The sequence below is a fragment of the Cloacibacterium normanense genome (assembly GCF_002943105.1).
Classification (GTDB): Bacteria; Bacteroidota; Bacteroidia; order Flavobacteriales; family Weeksellaceae; genus Cloacibacterium.
On record NZ_PTPZ01000009.1, the window covers coordinates 64119 to 83873 of the forward strand.

The window sequence follows — 19755 nt, forward strand, 5'->3', positions numbered from 1 at the left end:
TCAAAAATAGTTTAAAAATCAATACCTTTGCATTTATTGGTAAAAAACTATGAAAAAACTTTCTTTACTTTTCACCAAAGATGGTTTACAATGGCACATTTCTAAAGGAAAATCAGTGCTAGAAGAAGCATTTCATTTCGTGACAGAAGAAACTTCGCCTCATTTAGTAGAAGAAAAACTAGATGATGTTTTAAAATTTGATGACTACAAAGAAATAGAAGTGATTTCTGCACTTAATCATTTTTCGCTTACTCCAGATACTTTTGCAGAGCACGAATTGGGTTACAAACTGATTTCTTATAACGCTCCTGTAGACGAAGCCAACGAAGAATTGATGCTTTCTGTGAACAAAAAATTTGCGGTGCAATTTTACTACACTTTTCCAAAGCATTTTTACCAAAAAATTAAAGCAAAAAAATTACTTACGAAATTTAATTTCTCTGGCGAAAAATTTTTAAATGCTTTAACTGTTAAAAACCACAAAGAAATTCACATCAATTTATATCATCATCAAGTAGAATTTTTCGCTTTTGAAAATAAAAAAGTGATTCTTTATAATAACTTAGATGCTGATTCTGAAGTAGATTTCTTGTATTTCATCATGTTTTCTTTGAGCAAAATAAATTTTGGAACCGCAGAAACGTATTTTCATATTTATGGAGAAACTCACGAAAACGAAACCTTTATTTCAGAACTGAGAAAGTTTGTTAAAAATATTAAAGTCCATTTTGACAACGCTCCGAAAAAGAATTTTGTTCTTTCTTAAAAATCATTTATCAAAAATCAACCATGTATAGAATTATCTCTGGCAAATGGAAAGCAAAAAGAATTTCTGCTCCTAAAAATTTCGATGTAAGACCTACCACAGACTTTGCTAAAGAAGCACTTTTCAGCATTTTGGCGAATCGTCACGAAGTAGAATTTTGCTCCGTTTTAGACCTTTTTGCTGGAATTGGCTCTATTAGTTTAGAATTTGCTTCTAGAGATTGCAAAGACGTTACTGCAGTAGAAATGAATCCTAAACATGCTGCTTTCATTAATTCTACTGCTGCAGAACTAGAAATGGCGCTTCAAATTAATGTACAGCGTGGTGATGTTTTCGAATGGTTAAAGAAAAACAGAACCAAGAAAACTTTTGACATTGTTTTTGCAGATCCGCCTTTTGAATTAGAAGAAAAAAAATACAATGAACTGATTTCTTTGGTTCTCAATAATAATTTCTTAAAAGAAAACGGAACTTTTGTTTTAGAACATCAGTCTAAAATGAAATTAGAGCATCCTCAATTAATCGAAACCAGAAAATACGGAAATGTGAGTTTTTCTTTCTTTGAAGCAAATCAAAATGAGGAAACCTCTGAAGCTTAATTTTAGATTCTAAAGTTTTTTTAGCTCCAAACTAATTTTATTTCCAAAGAATTTTTTCGAAATTTTCTCGAAGTTTTTCGTGATGTCTGAAAGGTAAAAATCGGTATTTCCTTCTTCGTGTTGAGTATTTAGCAAGTCATTTTTGCTCAAAATATCTCTTACATAACTCGCTACAATTTTAGGAGAATCAATGACTCTTACTCTGGTTCCGTAATATTTTTTGATTTCTTCAATCAGAAGCGGATAATGGGTACAACCTAGAATAAGGGTTTCTATATTTTTTAACTTTTTGTCGCTCAAATAGTTATAAATAATTGCATGTGTAATTGGGTGATTTACAAAACCTTCTTCGATGGCAGGAACCAATAAAGGCGTTGCCAATTCATCTACTTGAATATATTTATTCAGTTTTCTGATAGATTTTCTGTACAAACCAGAATTTACCGTTGCTTTAGTCGCAATAACTCCTACATTTTGGTGAATTTCGAAAGCTACTTTTTCTGCAACTGGGTTAATAACATCAAAAACCAAAGCCTGATTTCCCACCAATTCCTTCACCTCTTGCAAAGCATTTGCTGTGGCTGTATTACACGCAATAACGATGGCTTTACAATTATTTTCTAATAAAAATTGGGTAATCTTTAAAGAAAAACCGATAATCGCTTCTCTAGATTTTTCGCCGTAAGGTAAATGTGCAGTGTCACCGAAATAAATAAAATTTTCGTGCGGCATTAATCGTTTTATTTCTTTGGCTACGGTAAGTCCACCAACACCGGAATCAAAAATCCCTATCGGTTGTGATGATGAAAGATGAGAATAATCTGGTTTCAAAGGCTTGAAATTTTTACAAAAATACTAAAGATTTTAGATTTTAGATTTTAGATTTTAGATTTTTTAAAGAATAAAGAGATCTGAAGCAATTCCATCGGCTAAAAACCAATGTTTTTCTGGAATTTTTAAGTGATTTTCTTCTATCACTAGAATTCCTTCTTCTAATTTTGACTGAATCCTATTTTTAAAAATTTCTAAAATTTCGCCAGAAAATTTTTCGTGGAGTTTTTCTAAATCTACACCCCAAATCGTTCTGAGACCAATCATGAGCATTTCATTGTACTGGTCTTTTTCAGAAAGTTTTTCGGTTTCCTTGGGAAGGATGTTTTCTGCTAAATTTTTAATATAAATGGTGTTATTAGCAACATTCCAACTGCGCTCGTTTCTACCGTTATAAGAATGTGCAGAAGGACCTATTCCCAGATATTCTTTATATTTCCAATACGCTGAATTGTGCTTCGATTCAAAATCTTTTTTAGCAAAATTAGAAATTTCGTAATGTATGAAACCATTATCTTTTAGGAAATCAGACATATAATAGAACTCTTTATTTTGCTCTGTTTCTTTCGGTTCTGCGATTTTATTTTTCTTAATCCAAGCATTCAAAGCTGTTTTGGGCTCGATGGTCAATGCGTAAGAAGAAACGTGAGGAACTTGAAGCTCTATGGTTTTCTGAAGATTTTCTTTCCAAATTTCAAAATTGGAAGTTGGCGAACCATAAATTAGATCAATACTCAGATTTTCGAAGCCAAAATCTTGCGCTCTTTTGATAGAACTTTCGGCTTCAGAAGCATTATGAGCACGATTCATGAGCTTTAAATCTTCTTCAAAAAAACTTTGTGTTCCTATAGAAAGTCGATTGATTTCGGTTTTGGCTAAATCTTTCAGAAAATTTTTATCCAAATCATCAGGATTAGCTTCTAGTGTGATTTCAATATTCTTCTCAAAATCAAAATACTTTAAAATCTCATCTATTAAAGATTTGATTTCATCCACAGAAAGAATAGACGGAGTTCCGCCACCAAAATACAGAGACGAAAGTGTTTTGTTTTCCAGCTCCTCTTTTCTTAGAAAAATTTCTTTTTTTATTGCCGAAATCATTTCGTCTTTCTGCTTCAATGAAGTAGAAAAATGAAAATTGCAATAACTGCATTTCTGCTTGCAAAAAGGAATGTGGAGGTAAATCAATTTTGTTGGGTGTTAGATGTTTGATAGACGATTTACTAATAAATCGTAAGTCTGAAATCAGAATTCTAAAATTCGTTAACGATATCTAAATCCTCTTTGATTGATGAAATTAGGAATATCATAACCTAAACTGAGCATGAAAGAATTTCCGCCGTATTCTTGAATATCAGACAATCCTAAATTATAAGAAGCTCCGAAATGGAGTTTATTAAGTTTAAATTTAATAATAGGTGACATGCTTAACTGTTGGCTTCCCACAGCACTTTTTGCAGTTCTGTAATTGATTCCCGCAGCAAAATAGTCACTTTCACCATACAATTTCATCAAAACATTGATGTCAAACATTCTAGATGAATTGGTATTCAAATTCATCATCACAGAAGGTTCTACCGAAAATCCTTCGGTAATTTCCCAATCGTAACCTGCATTAAGGTAAAATCTGGTTGGCGACGGTTCTATACCATTTACCACTGGTGTATTGTTACTCAATGGAATATCTGCAACAGAAATTCCCGCAAAAGCTCTGCTATAAGTAGCTTGTAACCCTAAATTAGCATAAGCAATGAAAATACTATTGTTATTTTCGTAAAGCAAAGGATCATTTGGATCTTGCGCATTTACTTTAGAAACATCAAAGTTCTGATTGTAAAAATTTACTGAAGTTCCGAAAGAAAATTGGTCTTTTCTGCCATCTTCATCACTGAGTGGAACAAAGTAAGAAGCGCCAATTGCAATTCCATTTGCAGAAATTGGTCCGTTTTGGTCATGAAAAAAATAAGCGCCTATTCCTACTCTATCAAAAGCATTGGCATGAATTCCTACCGATTGCACATTGGGAGATTCATCAAATTTTGAAAATTGTTTTTGATAATTGGCAACCAAATTTACATCATCTGTTTTACCAATATGTGCAGGATTAAAGAGAAATTCACTATCAAATAAATATTGCTGATACATAGGAATTGTTTCTTGAGCATAGTTCAATCCTGAAAAAGCAGCAAAAAATGTGAATAATATTTTTTTCATGGTCGTGAATTTCTAAACGTCAAATTTAAGTAAAATTGTTTTATAGTACCACAATTTTAAGCATTTTGCAAGTAATTTCTCCATTTTTCTACCGCATCTTGCATATCTTTTGGCATTGGTGATTCGAAATACATTTCTTTTTTTGTAGTAGGATGAATGAAACCTAAAGTATGAGCGTGTAAAGCATGTCTAGGTAAAACTTCGAAGACATTTTTTACAAATTGCTTGTATTTTGGCAAGTTTACCCCACGCAAAATTTCATGACCTTCATATCTTTCATCGTTAAAAAGCGTATGACCAATATGTTTAAAATGCGCTCTAATTTGGTGAGTTCTTCCCGTTTCTAGTTTACATTCCACCCAAGTCATGTATTTGAATCTTTCTAAAACTTTATAATGTGTTACCGCATGTTTTCCTTGGCTTCCATCTTCATAAACTGCCATTTGCATTCGGTTTTTCGGATGTCTTCCGATGTGTCCTCTGATTGTGCCTTCGTCATTTTCTAAATTTCCCCAAACAAAAGCCCAATATAAACGTTTGGTTTTTCGGTCAAAAAATTGCTTGGCCAAAAAGCTCAATGCATATTCATTTTTGGCTAAAACAATCAATCCAGAAGTGTCTTTATCAATTCTATGAACCAAGCCTACTCTATCTAAATCTGAAGTAAATCCATTTTTCTGAAAATGAAACGCAACTGCATTCACCAATGTTCCTTGCCAATTCCCAAAACCTGGATGAACTACCATTCCTGGTTCTTTGTCTACTACCAAAACATCATCATCTTCATAGACAATTTTAAAGGGAATATCTTCTGGAATGATAACATTTTCACGCGGAGGATGCGTTAATAAAACCGAAATTTCATCACTCGGCTTTACACGATAATTTTGTTTTACAGGATTACCATTTACGATGACGTTTCCTGCTCTACATGTTTGCGAAATTTTATTTCTAGAAGAATTTTGGCGATAAATCAAAAGAAATTTATCTATTCTTAAAGGTTCTTGTTTTTTATCAACAGTAATATTGAGATGTTCAAACAACCCCGAGTTTTCTTCGTCATTAGAATTTTCGTCTTCTAACAATAGCTCTTCTTCTAAAAAATCTTCTTTTTCGCTCATATTATTCAAAAAAACTTTGCCAAAAAATTTTCGGCAAAGTTCTATAAATTATTTTAATTTCTAAAAAACTACTCTACAATTACCTTTTTAGCTGGTTTTTCTTCTGCTGGTTTTGTTTCTGTAGGTTTTGTATTATTTGTATTGGTAGTGGTTTTAGGTTTTTCTACAGGTGGTTTTGGTGTAGTATTTACTGGCTCCTCACTTGGAACTGGGATAAACTCATTATCAGAAGGTTCTGGCATGGTATTAATATCCGTAGTTCTATAAATACTATTCAGTTTTTGGATTTTAGACTGCATTTCGGCAGGTGTTTTTTTACTTGCCCACAAATCTATTTGCATTCCTTGATCTCTTACAGAACCACTTGCGGGATCTTGATAGTAAATAATGTCCGATTCATCACTTAATCCATCTTCATGGTCTACAATCCCTAATTCAAAATAGTTTTGGGTAATTATTGCTTTCGCTTCTGCCACAGTTCTTCCTACCAAATTAGGAATCACTACGTTTCTCATCGGTCCAGAACCAATGACTAAATCTAGCGTAGAATACATCGGTACTTTTTCTCCCGGTTTGATCACTCTGCCATTAAACATCATTCTAATGACCGCATCTTTCTGAATATTAGGCTCATAAATAGTGTCTCCTACCTTTAAACCTAATAAGTCAAACTTTCTGAAAGCCAAATACTTATATCTATCCAAAACATCAGGAACCGCAACTGGCGCATAAGTTTTAGGATTAACTTTTAAAAGAATGGCTCTACCATTTTTCACTCTAGAACCTGGATTTGGATAGATTTTAAGAACTTGCAATGGCTTAAATTTTGGATCGTATTTAAAACTATCTACTTCATATTCTAAGCCTTGGTCATCTAAAACCTCTATTGCTTGTTGTACCTTCATATTGACAACATTCGGAACCTGAATTTCTTCACCGTGATTGGTGTGAAATTCTAGCCATCGAAAGGTAAGCCAAACTACTCCTACAAAAATTACAAGTGCTACTATTAAGTTTACAAAAACTTTCCAGTGGAAAAAAGATCGAAGCATAAATTTTTTATTTATTCGAAATATAAACGCAAATATAAATATAAAATTATGAAATATTTAAGTTGAAAAATAATTACATTTGCGTTTATTAGTTTTTTAAAAAGTATGAGCAAGAAAAATGTAGCCGTAGTAATGGGTGGCTTCTCTGATGAATACAAGGTTTCTCTGAAAAGCGGCCAATTGATTTATGATTCTCTAGACAGAGATTTATATAATGTTTATAAAGTAGTAATTCTAAAAGACGAATGGTACTTTTTAAACGAAAATGAAGAAAAACTTCCCATTAACAAAGGAGATTTTTCGGTAACGCTTTCAGACGGAGCAATTTTAAAATTTGACGTTTGTTTCAACATTATTCACGGTGCTCCTGGCGAAAATGGTGAATTACAAGGCTATTGGAACGCTATTGGTCAAAAATATACCGGCTGTGATTTCTACAAAAGCGCTCTTACTTTCAACAAAAAAGATACTCTTGCCGTTTTAGCAAAATATGGTATTCCTTCTGCAAAAAGTTTTTACCTGAGAAAAGGAGAAAATATTAATGAAGATAAAATTCTAGAAGAATTAGGTCTACCTTTATTTGTAAAACCCAATCAAAGTGGCTCTTCACTCGGAATTTCTAAAGTTAAAGCCAAATCTGAATTGGCGGCAGCGATAGAATTTGCCTTCAAAGAAGATGATGAAATTTTAATAGAATCTTTCTTAAACGGAATGGAAGTTTCTGTAGGTGTTATCGATTACAAAGGCGAAACCATTGTTCTTGGAATTACAGAAATTGTTCCGCACAAAGAATTTTTCGATTACGAAGCGAAATATGAAGGTGCTTCCGAAGAAATTACACCCGCTAGATTAGACGAAGAAACCAGATACAAAGTAGAAAAAATCGCAAAACATGCCTATGAATCTTTGGGAATGAGCGGTTTTTCTAGAAGTGAATACATCATTATGGATGGAACGCCTTACATGCTAGAAATGAATACCAATCCTGGATTTTCACCAACTTCTATCTTACCTCAACAAGCAAAAATTTACGGAATTTCTATCAAAGACCTTTGTGGAAACGAAGTAGAAAAAGCATTAGCTAAATAATTATTAAATGATAAATTTTAGATTTTAAAGGATGTTTCCAAAAAATTTAAAATCTAAAATCTAAAATCTAGAATTTCTATGAAAATCGCTGTATTTCCAGGATCTTTTGACCCGATTACTTTAGGACATCTTGACATTATTGAAAGAGCTGTTCCTCTGTTTGATAAACTCATCATCGCTATCGGACAGAATTCTCAGAAAAAATATATGTTTCCGCTAGAAAAACGCATGGAATTTATTCAAAAATCTGTAGCGCATTTCCCCAATGTAGAAGTAGATTATTTTGAAGGATTAACCATCGATTATTGCATCAAAAAAGAAGCTCAATTTATTCTGAGAGGTCTCAGAAATCCTGCCGATTTTGAATTTGAAAAAGCAATTGCTCATACCAATAGAACTTTGGCGAGAAGAAAATTAGAAACTGTTTTCTTGCTTACCTCTTCTGGAAAATCATTTATCAGCAGCAGCATTGTAAGAGAAATTATTTCAAACAAAGGAGAATATCAATTATTTGTTCCTGATGCAGTGAGAGTTTAGATTTTTTTAATTTTCACTCAAATTTTTTAAACTTTTTCTACCTATGCTTCCAGATTTTACCTTTTTAATAGAAGTGCTTGGTACGATATCTTTTGCGATGTCGGGAAGTTTTGCGGCTATGCAAAAGCGTTTCGATCCTTTTGGCGTTCTTATTATTGCATTTGTAACTTCTGTAGGTGGTGGAACCGTAAGAGACCTATTATTAGATGTCCCTGTTTTTTGGATGCACGATTTATTAGCCGTGAGTTTGATTTTTTTCACTGCTATTTTTACGATGATATTCAAATTAATTGAGAAAAAATTTCAGGTAACGCTTTTTATTTTTGATAGTCTTGGATTGGGACTTTTTACAATTATTGGGGTTCAAAAAGGACTAAACGCAGACTTACATCCCGTTATTGGAGTAGTTTTAGGCACAATTACTGGTTGTTTTGGTGGAATTATCAGAGATATTTTACTGAATAGAATTCCTTTGATTTTCAGAAAAGAAATTTATGCGACTGCAGCAATTGTAGGTGGAATAGTCTACATCCTTCTGAGAAATTTCAGTGGTTTGTCTGAAGAAATCAATCAAATCTTAACCATTCTTCTTATTGTAAGCATTAGAACACTAGCGGTAAAATACCATTGGCAAATGCCAAAATTTTACGGAAATTTCAATGATGCAGAAATGTAGGAAGTTTGGAAGTCCGAAGTCGGAAGTAAAAAACCTATATCTCGCAACTCTTTGAAGGACAAGACAAACCATAAAAAAACTTCTGAAAGATTTCTCAGAAGTTTTATTTATAATATGCCAATTTATTGGCTCTTTTTACTTTTAACTTGGCTCTCTTTAGAAGAATTTTCCTCTGTGTCTCATTTGTGGATTATGCATGTGTTTTTGCATAGAAGGCATTTTCAATTGGTCTTTCATCATTTTTATTTGATCCGCCATCATTCCTTGATCGTCTAATCTTTTGGCTTCTTCTAATAATTTTTGAGCTTCTGCTTTTCTTCCTTTAGAAAGTGCTGCTGCAGCTATATTTAACGTAGCCATTGCTCTATCATGCTTCATATTTAATCCGTATTCTAAAGCTTTTTTCATTAATGGTTCTACTTTTGCAGGATGTTCTTGCGCTAGAGTTAACCCTTGTAAATAATGAAAATAGCCATATTGTGATTTGTGCAACTGAGATTGGTAGTTTTTAATGTAAGTTAACCAATGTGCAGCTTTTACAAAATTCTGTTTTCTCATTTGCCAAAAAGCCAATAAGATGTATTCATTTTTGAAAAATAATAAAATAGGACTCAGCGAAAAGAATATTACTACAATTCCCCATCCTATTTGACGGTTCATCATCAGGTAAACTCCTGCAGCAATCATTAAGCCAGCAATTAAAAATTTTATGTACTTATTCATCTCTTAAAATTAAGTGTGCAAATATAAAAATTAGATGTTAGATTTCAGACATTAGACGCTAGTCTTTTTTGTAAAAGTTTGAAAACAAAAATCATATTGATTCTTTTCGTCTTTTTCATGGCAAGTTTCTTGAGTTTTCTGCCAAATTTTCTCGTCAATTTTTGGAAAATAAGTATCCGCATTTAGCGTAGCATCTACCAAAGTAATCTCTAATTGGTCTGCCAAATCTATCGTTTGTTCATAAATAGTACCTCCACCAATCACAAAAACATTTTCGTCTATTTTTTTGGCAAATTTCAGTGCTTCTTTAATACTTCCTACGATAAGAATTCCTTCTTCAAACCAATCATTTTTTCTACTAATCACAATATTGGTACGATTAGGAAGTGGTTTACCAATACTTTCGTAGGTTTTTCTGCCCATAATAATTGGGTGACCACTCGTAAGTTCTTTAAAATGTTTTAAATCTTTAGGTAAATGCCAAAGCAACTGGTTATCAACACCAATTTCTCTGTTTTTCCCCATTGCTACTACTATTGTAATCATTTCAAGGTATATTTTACAAAATTAGCATAATATTTGTATATTTGGTTTACTGAATCACTTAATACACAATTAAAAAAATTAAACTATGAACAACAAAGGATGTTTTGGCATTGGAACAATAGGTTTGGTGCTAATTGGCGCAATTGCATTGGTAATATTTTGGGGAATTGGCATTAGAAATGGTTTTGTAGGAAGCGAACAAAACGTAAACGAAAAATGGGCTAATGTAGAAACCGTTTACCAAAAAAGAGCAAACCTTATTCCTAACTTAGAAAGAACCGTAAAATCTTATGCTAAATTCGAGCAAGAAACCTTAACCAAAGTAATCGAAGCACGTTCTAAAGCAACTCAAGTAACCATCGACCCAACTAATATGACCGAAGCTGATTTGGCAAAATTCCAAGCTGCACAAGGTGAATTATCTGGCGCTTTGAGTAGATTGATGGCAGTAGTAGAACAATATCCTAACCTAAAAGCTGACCAACAATTTATCGATTTCCAAAGAGAATATACCGCGATAGAAAACAGCATAAGAGCGGAAACCGTAAATTATAACGCTGCGGTGAAAGAATACAATACTTCTATTAAAGTTTTCCCGAATAACATCATCGCAAATTTCTCTAATTTCAAAGAAAAACCTTTATTTAAAGCAGATGCAGGTGCTGAAAAAGCTCCTGAAGTTTTCACTGAATAATGAGTAATTTTTTAAATAATATTCAAATGGCTTCCCTTGTGGAAGCCATTCAACAAGCGGAAGACCATTCTACCGGAGAAATCCGTGTGCATATAGACCAAAACTCAGATGATAATAATGCCAAAATTGCTTTTGACGTTTTTAAATCTCTGGGAATGGACAAAACCAAAGAAAGAAATGGCGTACTTTTTCATGTAAATTTTGAACAAAAATACTTAACCATTATTGGTGATAAAGGCATTCATGAAAAAGTGCATCAAAAATTTTGGAATGATTTGCATGACAAAATAACCTCAGCTTTCTCTCAAGGTCAATATTTCGAAGGTTTGCGAGATGCTATTTTAGAAACCGGATTAGAATTGAAAAAATTCTTCCCCATTGACGGAGAAAATCACAATGAATTACCTAATGAAATTACCTTCTCTTAAAAATTTCTTCGTTTTAGTTTTACTGAGCTGTTATAGTTTTATTTCAGCACAATATAACGTTCCAGAACCTCCCAGTAAAATTTATCCTGTTTATGACGAAGTAGGTTTATTAAACGCTACGGAAACAGAAGAAATCAACCAAAAACTCATCAAATTTGCAGATTCTTCTTCTACAGAAATTCTGGTAGTCATTATCCCTACAACGAATGGAGAAGATGTAAATTTTGTAGCGACACAATGGGGAGAAAAATGGAAAATCGGAGAAAAAGAACAAGATAACGGCGTTGTTTTCCTTATTGCAACCGAAGACAGAAAAATGTCTATTCAGCAAGGTCGAGGTGTAGAACAATATCTTACCGCTTCTGTTTCTGGGCAAATTCTTGATTATTTGGTCACGCCAAATTTCAAAAAAGGGCAATGGTTTGCAGGAATAAATGCTGGAACTTCTGCAATAATGGATGCAGTAAGAGGCAAATTTAAACCACTTTCTGAATCAGAACCTCAACCGATTGATATTTCCCTGAAACACATTCTAATTTTTGCACTTATTCTGTTCTTCATTATTTATATTTTGTCAAAAAGTAATAATGGTGGAGGTTTTGGCAATGACGATGGAGATGTAATACTTACCAGAAGAGGAAGAAGAGTCTATCCAGGTGGTTTTTTCCCAGGAAGTTTTGGAGGTGGTTTCGGTGGCGGAAGTTCAAGCGGTGGATTTGGCGGTTTCGGTGGTGGCGGAAGTTTTGGCGGAGGTGGCGCTTCTGGAGGTTGGTAGAAAATTAAAATTTAAGAAAAATAACCATGAAAAACTTAATGTACATTTCTAGTCTTTTATTAATTACTATTTCTATTTTTTTACTTATTGAATATCCAAATTCAAATAGAACTAGCTTGATTTCTGGATTTTTCTTATCAATAGGATTTATGTTAAACATTGCCTCATACTTAATTATAAAAAATCAAAAAGAATAAGAATTTATTTAAATTTATTTTGTCATTCTGAATGAAATTTTGCGAAGCATTATGAAATGAAGAATCTATTTAAAATTATTTCTTAAAGATTTTTCGGCTCCACTTCGTTCCTCTCAAAATGACAAATGAAATAGTTTTAAACAGACTCTAAAACATTAAAAATCAAATAAAAAGCAACTCAAAATCGAGTTGCTTTTTCGGTTTAATAAAATTGGAATATGAAGAAAAATGAATTTTAATTTATATTTACGCTTCCACTGCTGCTTTCAGAAGAAGAAATAACAGGATTTCCCAGTTTTTTAAGATTTACATCTCCACTAGAAGAAGCTTGTGCTGAAGCTTTTTGAGAAACCATCGCAGAAATACTTCCTGAAGAGGAAGCGTGAAACTCTCCTTCTTTTACTTCTAAATTTCTCCCGTTAAAATCACCAGAAGAACTCGCGTGAAAGCTACCGTGTTGCACTTTTCCATCTACAGAAAAATCGCCACTAGAAGAAACTTCGAAACGAGCATAATCTGCCCAAACTTTTCCAGAAAAACTACCACTACTTCCTACAGAAATATCCAATTGATTGGCTTCTAAATGTCCGTCAACGTCCGCAGAGCTGGAAACATCTACTTTCAGTTTATTTTGCATAAAAGTATCTTTCACCTTTACAGAAGCACTAGAATTCGCTCTCAATTCATCAAAATCTTTAGCATAAACAACAGCTTTTACTCTTTCTGTAGAAATAGGATTTCTATAATCAGAATCTACATAAATTCTTACGTTTTGTCCGTTTTGTTCTACTTTCACAAATTCTAAAATATCTGAAGGCGCAGAAATAACTACTTTTTCTACATTAGATTTTACAATATCTGCATGAATAGAAGTAGAAACTTCTATGCTATTGAAATCTCCCGAAAATACTTTTTCAGTCATCGGTCCATTTCCTTTTTTGCCTGTGAAAATATCACCAATGCTTCCATCATCAGATTTCACATTGATACAAGAAGCTAATGATAAGCTTAAAAGAAAGACAGGAATCGTTTTTTGCATGATTAATATTTTAATAATTAGACGTTTAGATTTATTTTTTGTTACAAAATTGCTTTTGACAGAATACTGAATCGCTTTCTACAAATTTTGTATCTTTAACCCTATAAATATTCAACAATTTAACAATGAAAAATATTACATCAATTTTGCTGATGTCTGCATTAGGTTTCAGCATTTCTTGTTCTATCATGAAAGAAAATACCACAAAAATTGATGATACTGCTGTTTTAAACAATCCTTTTTATAAGAAAAGTACATTGCAGTATCAGGCTCCAGAATTTGACAAAATTAAAGACGAACATTTTGCTCCCGCTTTTGACTATGGTTTAAAAGTAAACGAAGCAGAAATTGCTACAATCGTTAGCAACAAGGAAGCAGCCACATTTGAAAATACCATTTTGGCACTTGAAAAAAGCGGTGAAGTATTGAAACGTGCGCAAATTGTTTTCTACAACCTTACTGGTTCTAATACCAATCCTACTCTACAGAAAATAGAAGAACAATACGCTCCTATTTTTGCATCTCATGCAGATAAAATTTATTTAAATTCTGCACTTTATAATAGAATTAAAGCCATTAAAACAGATGGTTTAGATGCAGAAGATCAAAGATTGTTAGAAGTGTACAAGCAACGTTTTGAATTGGCTGGTGCAAATCTTTCTGATGCCGACAAAGAGCAAATGAAAAAAATAAACGCAGAATTGGCAACACTTTCTACTCAGTTTTCTAGTAAATTATTAGAAGCGAGAAAAAAAGGAGCTGTTTTAATTTCAGACGTTAAGGAATTAGACGGATTATCTGCTGATGAAATCGCTGCTGCAGCTACAGATGCTAAAAATGCTGGTTATGAAGGTAAATATCTTTTGACTTTGCTCAATACTACTCAACAACCGCTTCTTCAAAATCTTAAAAACAGAGCGACCAGAGAAAAATTATTCAAAGCTTCTTGGTACAGAGCAGAAAAAGGAGATGAAAATGATACAAGAACGATTCTCGAAAGACAAGCGAAACTGAGAATGGAGAAAGCGCATCTTATGGGAAAATCTTCTTACGCTGAACTGAATTTGGTAGACCAAATGGCAAAAAAACCAGAAAACGCAATGGATCTACTTTACCAATTAGGAAAACCCGCAGTAGAGCAAGCGAAAAGAGAAATTGTAGATATTCAAGCGCTAATTGATGCTCAAAAAGGCGGCTTCGAACTCGCACCTTGGGATTGGAATTTCTATGCAGAACAAGTGCGTAAAGCAAAATATGACTTAGACGAAAACCAAATCAAACCTTATTTTGAAGTGTCTACCGTTTTAGAAAAAGGCGTTTTCTACGCTGCAGAAAAATTCTACGGAATTACCTTTAAAGAAAGAAAAGATTTACCAGTTTATCATCCAGATGTAGTAGCTTATGAAGTTTTTGATAGAGACGGAAAATCTTTAGCGATTTATTACTTAGATTTTTACACCAGAGATAATAAAAATGGTGGCGCTTGGATGAGCAACTTCGTAGAACAATCATTTATGACAGGAACTAAACCTGTAATTGTAAATGTTTTCAACTACCAAAAACCTGCTCCAGGAAAACCTTCATTAATTTCTTATGATGATGTTTCTACTATGTTCCACGAGTTTGGGCATACTTTACACGGACTTTTTGCCAACCAAAAATACATTACCATTTCTGGAACCAATGTTCCTAGAGATTTTGTAGAATTCCCTTCTCAAATCAATGAATTTTTTGCGCTAGAGCCTTCAGTTCTTAAAAATTATGCACTACACTATGAAACCAAACAACCAATGCCTCAAACTTTGGTAGATAAAATTAAAAAAGCGGCTACTTTTAACCAAGGTTATGCCACTACAGAATTGGTTTCTGCGGCAACATTAGATATGGCTTGGCATTCTGTAAAATCTGAAGCTGAAATAAAACCTACTTTAGATTTTGAAAAAGAAGTCTTAACTAAATACGGATTTACTTTGCCACAAGTTCCACCAAGATATCATTCTCCTTATTTTGCTCACATTTGGGGAGGCGGTTATTCTGCAGGTTATTACGCTTATATGTGGAGCGATGTTCTGAATGCAGATGCTTGGAAATGGATTACGGACAATGGTGGAATGACCAGAGAAAACGGCGATCGTTTCAGAAAATATATTCTATCTGTAGGAAATTCTGTAGACTTGAATCAAGCGTTCAAAGATTTTACAGGAAGAACTCCAGATATTAAACCACTTTTACAAAACAAAGGATTTGTGAAATAGATAAAATGTGAATTTTACTTCGCAACTCAATAGTGAATAAAAAACCGCAGAAGTCGTTTCTGTGGTTTTTTGTATTTTAAGAATAGTAAATTTTCTTTTTTCAAAGATTAAAATTTTTAGATTTGTGACATGAACAAATTCCAACTACACCTATTTCTGTTTTTAAAAATCCCAATTTCTTGGATTGCAGGAGTGCGTCTAAAAGTAATGAATGATGAAATCTGCGTCACCAAAGTGAAATTCGGCTGGCTGAACCAAAACCCTTTTAATTCTATGTTTTGGGCAGTTCAAGGAATGGCTGCAGAGTTTTCTACGGGGTTTCTTTGCGCCGAAAAAATTAGAAAATCTGGCAAAAAAATCTCTATGTTGGTGGTTCATAACCAAGCAGAATTTACCAAAAAAGCAGTGGGTAGAGTTACTTTTTCTTGTCTTCAAGGAAAAGAACTGGATGCCGTTTTACAAAAAGCCATCGAAACAGGAGAAGGACAAACTTTAACCCTATTTTCTGAAGGTAAAGACCAAAAAGGTGATGTGGTTTCTAAATTTGCTTTTACCTGGAGTTTTAAAGTGAAAAACTAGAGAAACTCTTGCTAATAAAGCAGATTTAGCAGATATAATCAGCCAAATCTGGGAGAAAACATCATCAAAATCAATCATAAAAAGCGGGTTGGTTTATTATTTTTCACTATTTTAGTTTTCTAAAACTAAAAACCATTTTCTATGCTGCTTGATTTACTGTTCCCGAACAGATGTCTACATTGTAATACCATCATTTCAAAAGACGAATTGGTTTGCCATGTATGTTTCCCTCAAATTAAGTTTTCTCATTTTAATTTCTACGAAGAAAATCCTCTGAAACAGAGATGTAAGCTTTTATTTCCCGTGAAAAATGCTTATGCTGTGATGGAATTTCAAGAAGAAGCATTGAGCCAGAAAATTATTCACCAACTCAAATATCGTTCTCAGGAAAAAGTTGGAAAAATCATGGCTGAATGGACTTTGGAAAGAATTTACCTTTCAGAAAAACCAGATGTTTTAATTACGGTTCCGCTTCATCCTAAAAAATTAAAAAAACGAGGTTATAATCAGTTGCATCTTTTTGCCGATATTCTATCTAAAAATTGGGAAATCCCACATCATAAAGAAGCGCTCAAAAGAAATTCTTACCAAAAAGCACAAGCCCAAAAAGACAAATCTCACCGCGCCGAAACGAAATACGATTTCTCGCTCACCGAAGAAATTTCTGGGAAACATGTTTTGTTAATAGACGATGTTTTCACCACGGGAAATACAATAAGCGCCATTGCTTGGGAAATTTTGAAAAATCCAAGGAATGAAGTTAGCGTTTTGGTGATGGCTTTTGATTCGTAGTGATTATCTCTGTAATTTTTGTCCGTAAGACAAATCTCCTGCATCTCCTAATCCTGGAGAAATATAACCTTTTGACGTAAGATTTTCATCGATGGCTCCTACCCAAATATGCGCATCTGGAAATGCATTGGAAAGTGTTTCTACACCTTGTTTACTTGCAATAACGGCTACAATGTGCAATTGAGAAGGTGTTCCGTGGTTTAATAAATCTTTCAGCGCTTCAATTAAACTTGCGCCAGTTGCTAGCATGGGATCTGCTACGATTAATGGTCTTCCGTCAACACTAGGACAAGTAAGATAATCTTGTTTGATAGAGAAATAATCATTGGCATCGTGTTTTCTGTAAGCAGCTACGAAACCACAGTCTGCTTTGTCAAAATAATTCAGAATTCCTTCAAAAAGCGGAACTCCTGCTCTCAAAATAGTCGTAATTACAGGTTGAACTGCAATTTCTTTCACCATAATTTTGTCTAATGGAGTAGAAATTTCTATTTCTTTGACTTCTAAACCTTTAGAAATTTCAAAAGCTGCAATTTCGCCGATTCTTTCCATGCTTTTACGGAAATTGGCTCTATTGGTTTGTGTTTCTACGTTTCTTAGTTCGTTGATCCAAGAATTGACTAATGAGAAATTTTCTGATAATACGGTAACCATGTTGTGCAGATTTGTTTAATTGAATATTTTACAAATTTATTGATATTTTTTGTCTGTTTAAAATGATTTTGAACATCAATTCGATTTTAATTAAAAACCCTTTCAGAATTTAGAATTCTAAAAGGGTTGGTAAATTATTTTTGTCTGAAATATACATCAATAGGAACTCCCGTAAAATCAAATTGCTTACGCAATTGGTTTTCGATGAATCTTCTGTAAGGTTCTTTCACATACTGTGGTAGATTACAGAAAAACGCAAATTGCGGAACTGGAGTTGGCAATTGGGTAATATATTTAATTTTCACATATTTACCTTTGATTGCAGGTGGTGGAGTTTGCTCAATAATTGGTAATAAAATTTCGTTAAGCTTAGAAGTTTTGATTCTTTTCTTACGATTTTCATAAACCATCATGGCAGTTTCTACCGCTTTTAAGATTCTTTGTTTTGTTAATGCAGAAACAAAAAGAATAGGAACGTCATTAAACTGAGCGATTTTTTCTTTGATTTTATTTTCGAAATCTCTCATGGTATTGGTTTCTTTTTCTACCAAATCCCACTTATTCACTACAATTACGATTCCTTTTCTATTTTTTTGAGCCAAAGAGAAGATGTTCATATCCTGAGACTCCCAACCTAAAGTAGCATCTACCATGATAATCACCACATCAGAATGCTCAATCGCTCTAATAGAGCGCATTACTGAATAGAATTCTAAGTCTTCAGAAACTTTAGACTTTCTACGCATTCCTGCAGTATCTACCAACACAAACTCATGCCCGAATTTATTATATAACGTTTCGATGGAATCTCTGGTTGTACCAGCAATATCAGTAACAATGTTTCTGTTATCATCCAAAAGTGCATTGGTAAGCGTAGATTTTCCTACGTTTGGTCTTCCTGCAATGGTAATTTTAGGTAAACCTTCGAAAGGATCTTTGTATTCTGTAGTTGGGAAATCTGCAACTAGGTCATCTAACAATTCACCCGTTCCAGAACCTGTAGCAGAAGAAAGCGTATAATATTTTTCTACTCCTAACTGATAAAATTCTGTAGCAGCAAGCATTTCTTTAGCAGAATCTACTTTGTTTACCACTAAATATAGAGGTTTATTGGCTTTTCTTAAAAGATTATAGATTTCGTGGTCTATATCTTGAAGTCCTTCTTCTACGTTTACCATAAAAATGATAGAAGTGGCTTCATCTACTGCCAACTGAACTTGTTTACGGATTTCTTCTTCGAAGATATCATCACTACCTACATCATAACCACCAGTATCTATTACGGTAAAGTCTACTCCATTCCAGTCAGATTTACCATAATGACGGTCTCTGGTTACACCAGCTGTAGAATCTACGATGGCTTCTCTTCTTTCTAATAAACGATTAAATAATGTGGATTTTCCTACGTTGGGACGCCCAACGATTGCAACGATATTACTCATAAAAATTGTATTAATAATCCCTAAAAATTATAAAATAGGATTAAGTTATTAATTAGGTATCTCCCACTTTGGGAGCCTTAAAATTTTTGCAAAGATAAGATTTTAAATTTATTTATTGAATAAGGTCATGATTTTCAATTCTAATGAAGAATTTTTTCGATGATATGAAATTCATAAAATTTGACTAAAAGGATGACAACTTAGAAAAATATGAATATATTTTGTAACTTCACACATCAAATAAAAACCAATCATGAAAAAACTATTTTTTCTTTTAGTTCTGGCTTTTGCGTTATTACAATTTTTTCAAATTGATAAAACCAATCCACCAGTAGACAAAAACATGGATTTTTTAACCATAAAAAAAACACCTGAAGATGTAGCTCAACTCATCAAAACAAGTTGCTATGATTGTCACTCAAACGAATCTACATATCCTTGGTATACCAATATTCAGCCATTCGGTTGGTTGGTAAAAGACCACATAGACGAGGGAAGAAAAGAACTTAATTTTTCTACATTTGCCACTTACAAACCACTAAGACAAGCTAAAAAACTTAAAAAATCTGCTCACGAAATAGAAGAAGGCAAAATGCCATTAGAATCTTACCTTCTCATTCATCAAGATGCAAAACTTACTCCTGAACAAAAACAAAAACTACAGGCGTATTTCATTTCTATCAAAGAAGTAACTGCGATGATGAACAATCTAACAGATGAACAACTAAAAATTAAGGAAGAATAAT

General features: G+C 33.2%; 22 protein-coding genes. 12 read left to right on the plus strand and 10 right to left on the minus strand.

Annotation, left to right across the window (positions count from 1 at the left end; all coding sequences use genetic code 11):
* Positions 1-49: 49 nt before the first annotated feature.
* Both C3729_RS12135 and rsmD read left to right on the plus strand, forming a co-directional pair.
* Positions 50-766, plus strand: coding sequence for a DUF3822 family protein (locus tag C3729_RS12135; protein ID WP_104794393.1), 717 nt, complete (start codon positions 50-52; stop codon positions 764-766).
* Positions 767-771: 5 nt separating this feature from the next.
* On the plus strand, positions 772-1365 hold the full coding sequence (gene rsmD / locus C3729_RS12140) for a 16S rRNA (guanine(966)-N(2))-methyltransferase RsmD (protein WP_260204524.1): 594 nt from the start codon (positions 772-774) through the stop codon (positions 1363-1365).
* A gap of 9 nt (positions 1366-1374) precedes the next feature.
* Here rsmD and murI read toward each other — a convergent pair whose 3' ends face one another.
* From murI to C3729_RS12165, 5 genes are all read right to left on the minus strand, one after another.
* Positions 1375-2196 (minus strand): glutamate racemase, encoded by an 822-nt coding sequence (murI, locus tag C3729_RS12145; protein WP_104794395.1) that lies wholly within the window; start codon positions 2194-2196, stop codon positions 1375-1377.
* Between the two features lie 63 nt (positions 2197-2259).
* Complete coding sequence (gene hemW, locus C3729_RS12150; protein ID WP_104794396.1) at positions 2260-3384, minus strand: radical SAM family heme chaperone HemW; 1125 nt, start codon at positions 3382-3384, stop codon at positions 2260-2262.
* Positions 3385-3459: 75 nt separating this feature from the next.
* The gene (locus C3729_RS12155) at positions 3460-4410 is read right to left on the minus strand and encodes a PorP/SprF family type IX secretion system membrane protein (protein WP_104794397.1); all 951 of its coding nucleotides are present in this window, start codon (positions 4408-4410) and stop codon (positions 3460-3462) included.
* A gap of 56 nt (positions 4411-4466) precedes the next feature.
* Positions 4467-5531 (minus strand): RluA family pseudouridine synthase, encoded by a 1065-nt coding sequence (locus tag C3729_RS12160; protein ID WP_104794398.1) that lies wholly within the window; start codon positions 5529-5531, stop codon positions 4467-4469.
* Between the two features lie 68 nt (positions 5532-5599).
* The gene (locus C3729_RS12165; protein WP_104794399.1) at positions 5600-6583 is read right to left on the minus strand and encodes a PASTA domain-containing protein; all 984 of its coding nucleotides are present in this window, start codon (positions 6581-6583) and stop codon (positions 5600-5602) included.
* A gap of 105 nt (positions 6584-6688) precedes the next feature.
* Here C3729_RS12165 and C3729_RS12170 point away from each other — a divergent pair, with 105 nt between their 5' ends.
* The 3 genes from C3729_RS12170 to C3729_RS12180 all read left to right on the plus strand — a co-directional run bounded on the left by C3729_RS12170 (position 6689) and on the right by C3729_RS12180 (position 8885).
* Positions 6689-7672: a D-alanine--D-alanine ligase gene (locus tag C3729_RS12170; protein WP_104794400.1), complete on the plus strand. Its 984-nt coding sequence runs from the start codon at positions 6689-6691 to the stop codon at positions 7670-7672.
* 78 nt (positions 7673-7750) lie between these two features.
* Positions 7751-8209 carry a pantetheine-phosphate adenylyltransferase gene (coaD, locus tag C3729_RS12175; protein ID WP_069799615.1) on the plus strand — a complete coding sequence of 153 codons (459 nt, stop codon included), beginning with the start codon at positions 7751-7753 and terminating at the stop codon, positions 8207-8209.
* Positions 8210-8252: 43 nt separating this feature from the next.
* Positions 8253-8885, plus strand: coding sequence for a trimeric intracellular cation channel family protein (locus C3729_RS12180; protein ID WP_104794401.1), 633 nt, complete (start codon positions 8253-8255; stop codon positions 8883-8885).
* A 156-nt stretch (positions 8886-9041) separates the two neighbouring features.
* On the opposite strand, the gene C3729_RS12185 is transcribed toward C3729_RS12180, so the two are convergent.
* Entirely contained in the window at positions 9042-9608 is a 567-nt protein-coding gene (locus C3729_RS12185; RefSeq protein WP_069799619.1) for a hypothetical protein, read from the minus strand.
* Between the two features lie 51 nt (positions 9609-9659).
* Positions 9660-10154, minus strand: coding sequence for a dihydrofolate reductase (locus C3729_RS12190; RefSeq protein WP_104794402.1), 495 nt, complete (start codon positions 10152-10154; stop codon positions 9660-9662).
* An 85-nt stretch (positions 10155-10239) separates the two neighbouring features.
* Here C3729_RS12190 and C3729_RS12195 point away from each other — a divergent pair, with 85 nt between their 5' ends.
* The 3 genes from C3729_RS12195 to C3729_RS12205 are packed head-to-tail and all read left to right on the plus strand — an operon-like array spanning position 10240 to position 12051.
* Positions 10240-10848 (plus strand): LemA family protein, encoded by a 609-nt coding sequence (locus C3729_RS12195; RefSeq protein WP_104794403.1) that lies wholly within the window; start codon positions 10240-10242, stop codon positions 10846-10848.
* Positions 10848-11276 carry a TPM domain-containing protein gene (locus tag C3729_RS12200; protein ID WP_411266660.1) on the plus strand — a complete coding sequence of 143 codons (429 nt, stop codon included), beginning with the start codon at positions 10848-10850 and terminating at the stop codon, positions 11274-11276. The genes C3729_RS12195 and C3729_RS12200 overlap by 1 nt, the downstream gene beginning before the upstream one ends.
* Positions 11257-12051 carry a TPM domain-containing protein gene (locus C3729_RS12205; protein WP_104794405.1) on the plus strand — a complete coding sequence of 265 codons (795 nt, stop codon included), beginning with the start codon at positions 11257-11259 and terminating at the stop codon, positions 12049-12051. Before C3729_RS12200 ends, C3729_RS12205 begins: the two co-directional genes overlap by 20 nt.
* Positions 12052-12483: 432 nt before the next feature.
* On the opposite strand, the gene C3729_RS12210 is transcribed toward C3729_RS12205, so the two are convergent.
* Positions 12484-13287: a head GIN domain-containing protein gene (locus tag C3729_RS12210; RefSeq protein ID WP_104794406.1), complete on the minus strand. Its 804-nt coding sequence runs from the start codon at positions 13285-13287 to the stop codon at positions 12484-12486.
* 125 nt (positions 13288-13412) lie between these two features.
* Between C3729_RS12210 and C3729_RS12215 the strand changes: the two genes are divergently transcribed.
* The 3 genes from C3729_RS12215 (at position 13413) to C3729_RS12225 (ending at position 16913) form a co-directional block, all read left to right on the plus strand.
* Positions 13413-15542, plus strand: a complete 2130-nt coding sequence (locus tag C3729_RS12215; RefSeq protein WP_104794407.1) for a M3 family metallopeptidase — start codon at positions 13413-13415, stop codon at positions 15540-15542.
* A 129-nt stretch (positions 15543-15671) separates the two neighbouring features.
* Complete coding sequence (locus C3729_RS12220) at positions 15672-16121, plus strand: DUF4442 domain-containing protein (protein WP_104794408.1); 450 nt, start codon at positions 15672-15674, stop codon at positions 16119-16121.
* Between the two features lie 141 nt (positions 16122-16262).
* A complete protein-coding gene (locus C3729_RS12225; protein ID WP_104794409.1) occupies positions 16263-16913 on the plus strand; it encodes a ComF family protein in 651 nt (216 codons plus the stop codon).
* 3 nt (positions 16914-16916) lie between these two features.
* On the opposite strand, the gene upp is transcribed toward C3729_RS12225, so the two are convergent.
* Positions 16917-17567 carry a uracil phosphoribosyltransferase gene (upp, locus tag C3729_RS12230; protein ID WP_069799638.1) on the minus strand — a complete coding sequence of 217 codons (651 nt, stop codon included), beginning with the start codon at positions 17565-17567 and terminating at the stop codon, positions 16917-16919.
* Positions 17568-17701: 134 nt separating this feature from the next.
* Entirely contained in the window at positions 17702-19009 is a 1308-nt protein-coding gene (der, locus tag C3729_RS12235) for a ribosome biogenesis GTPase Der (RefSeq protein WP_069799639.1), read from the minus strand.
* Between the two features lie 253 nt (positions 19010-19262).
* Between der and C3729_RS12240 the strand changes: the two genes are divergently transcribed.
* Positions 19263-19754, plus strand: a complete 492-nt coding sequence (locus tag C3729_RS12240) for a heme-binding domain-containing protein (protein WP_104794410.1) — start codon at positions 19263-19265, stop codon at positions 19752-19754.
* Position 19755 lies beyond the last annotated feature (1 nt).

Coding starts and splice junctions, on each gene's coding strand:
- C3729_RS12210 (WP_104794406.1), bottom strand. CDS start 13,287: ATGCAAAAAACGATTCCTGTCTTTCTTTTAAGCTTATCATTAGCTTCT.
- C3729_RS12200 (WP_411266660.1), top strand. CDS start 10,848: ATGAGTAATTTTTTAAATAATATTCAAATGGCTTCCCTTGTGGAAGCC.
- C3729_RS12160 (WP_104794398.1), bottom strand. CDS start 5,531: ATGAGCGAAAAAGAAGATTTTTTAGAAGAAGAGCTATTGTTAGAAGAC.
- C3729_RS12195 (WP_104794403.1), top strand. CDS start 10,240: ATGAACAACAAAGGATGTTTTGGCATTGGAACAATAGGTTTGGTGCTA.
- C3729_RS12180 (WP_104794401.1), top strand. CDS start 8,253: ATGCTTCCAGATTTTACCTTTTTAATAGAAGTGCTTGGTACGATATCT.
- C3729_RS12215 (WP_104794407.1), top strand. CDS start 13,413: ATGAAAAATATTACATCAATTTTGCTGATGTCTGCATTAGGTTTCAGC.
- C3729_RS12205 (WP_104794405.1), top strand. CDS start 11,257: ATGAAATTACCTTCTCTTAAAAATTTCTTCGTTTTAGTTTTACTGAGC.
- upp (WP_069799638.1), bottom strand. CDS start 17,567: ATGGTTACCGTATTATCAGAAAATTTCTCATTAGTCAATTCTTGGATC.
- C3729_RS12220 (WP_104794408.1), top strand. CDS start 15,672: ATGAACAAATTCCAACTACACCTATTTCTGTTTTTAAAAATCCCAATT.
- C3729_RS12155 (WP_104794397.1), bottom strand. CDS start 4,410: ATGAAAAAAATATTATTCACATTTTTTGCTGCTTTTTCAGGATTGAAC.
- C3729_RS12135 (WP_104794393.1), top strand. CDS start 50: ATGAAAAAACTTTCTTTACTTTTCACCAAAGATGGTTTACAATGGCAC.
- C3729_RS12240 (WP_104794410.1), top strand. CDS start 19,263: ATGAAAAAACTATTTTTTCTTTTAGTTCTGGCTTTTGCGTTATTACAA.
- C3729_RS12190 (WP_104794402.1), bottom strand. CDS start 10,154: ATGATTACAATAGTAGTAGCAATGGGGAAAAACAGAGAAATTGGTGTT.
- C3729_RS12170 (WP_104794400.1), top strand. CDS start 6,689: ATGAGCAAGAAAAATGTAGCCGTAGTAATGGGTGGCTTCTCTGATGAA.
- der (WP_069799639.1), bottom strand. CDS start 19,009: ATGAGTAATATCGTTGCAATCGTTGGGCGTCCCAACGTAGGAAAATCC.
- C3729_RS12185 (WP_069799619.1), bottom strand. CDS start 9,608: ATGAATAAGTACATAAAATTTTTAATTGCTGGCTTAATGATTGCTGCA.
- coaD (WP_069799615.1), top strand. CDS start 7,751: ATGAAAATCGCTGTATTTCCAGGATCTTTTGACCCGATTACTTTAGGA.
- C3729_RS12165 (WP_104794399.1), bottom strand. CDS start 6,583: ATGCTTCGATCTTTTTTCCACTGGAAAGTTTTTGTAAACTTAATAGTA.
- C3729_RS12225 (WP_104794409.1), top strand. CDS start 16,263: ATGCTGCTTGATTTACTGTTCCCGAACAGATGTCTACATTGTAATACC.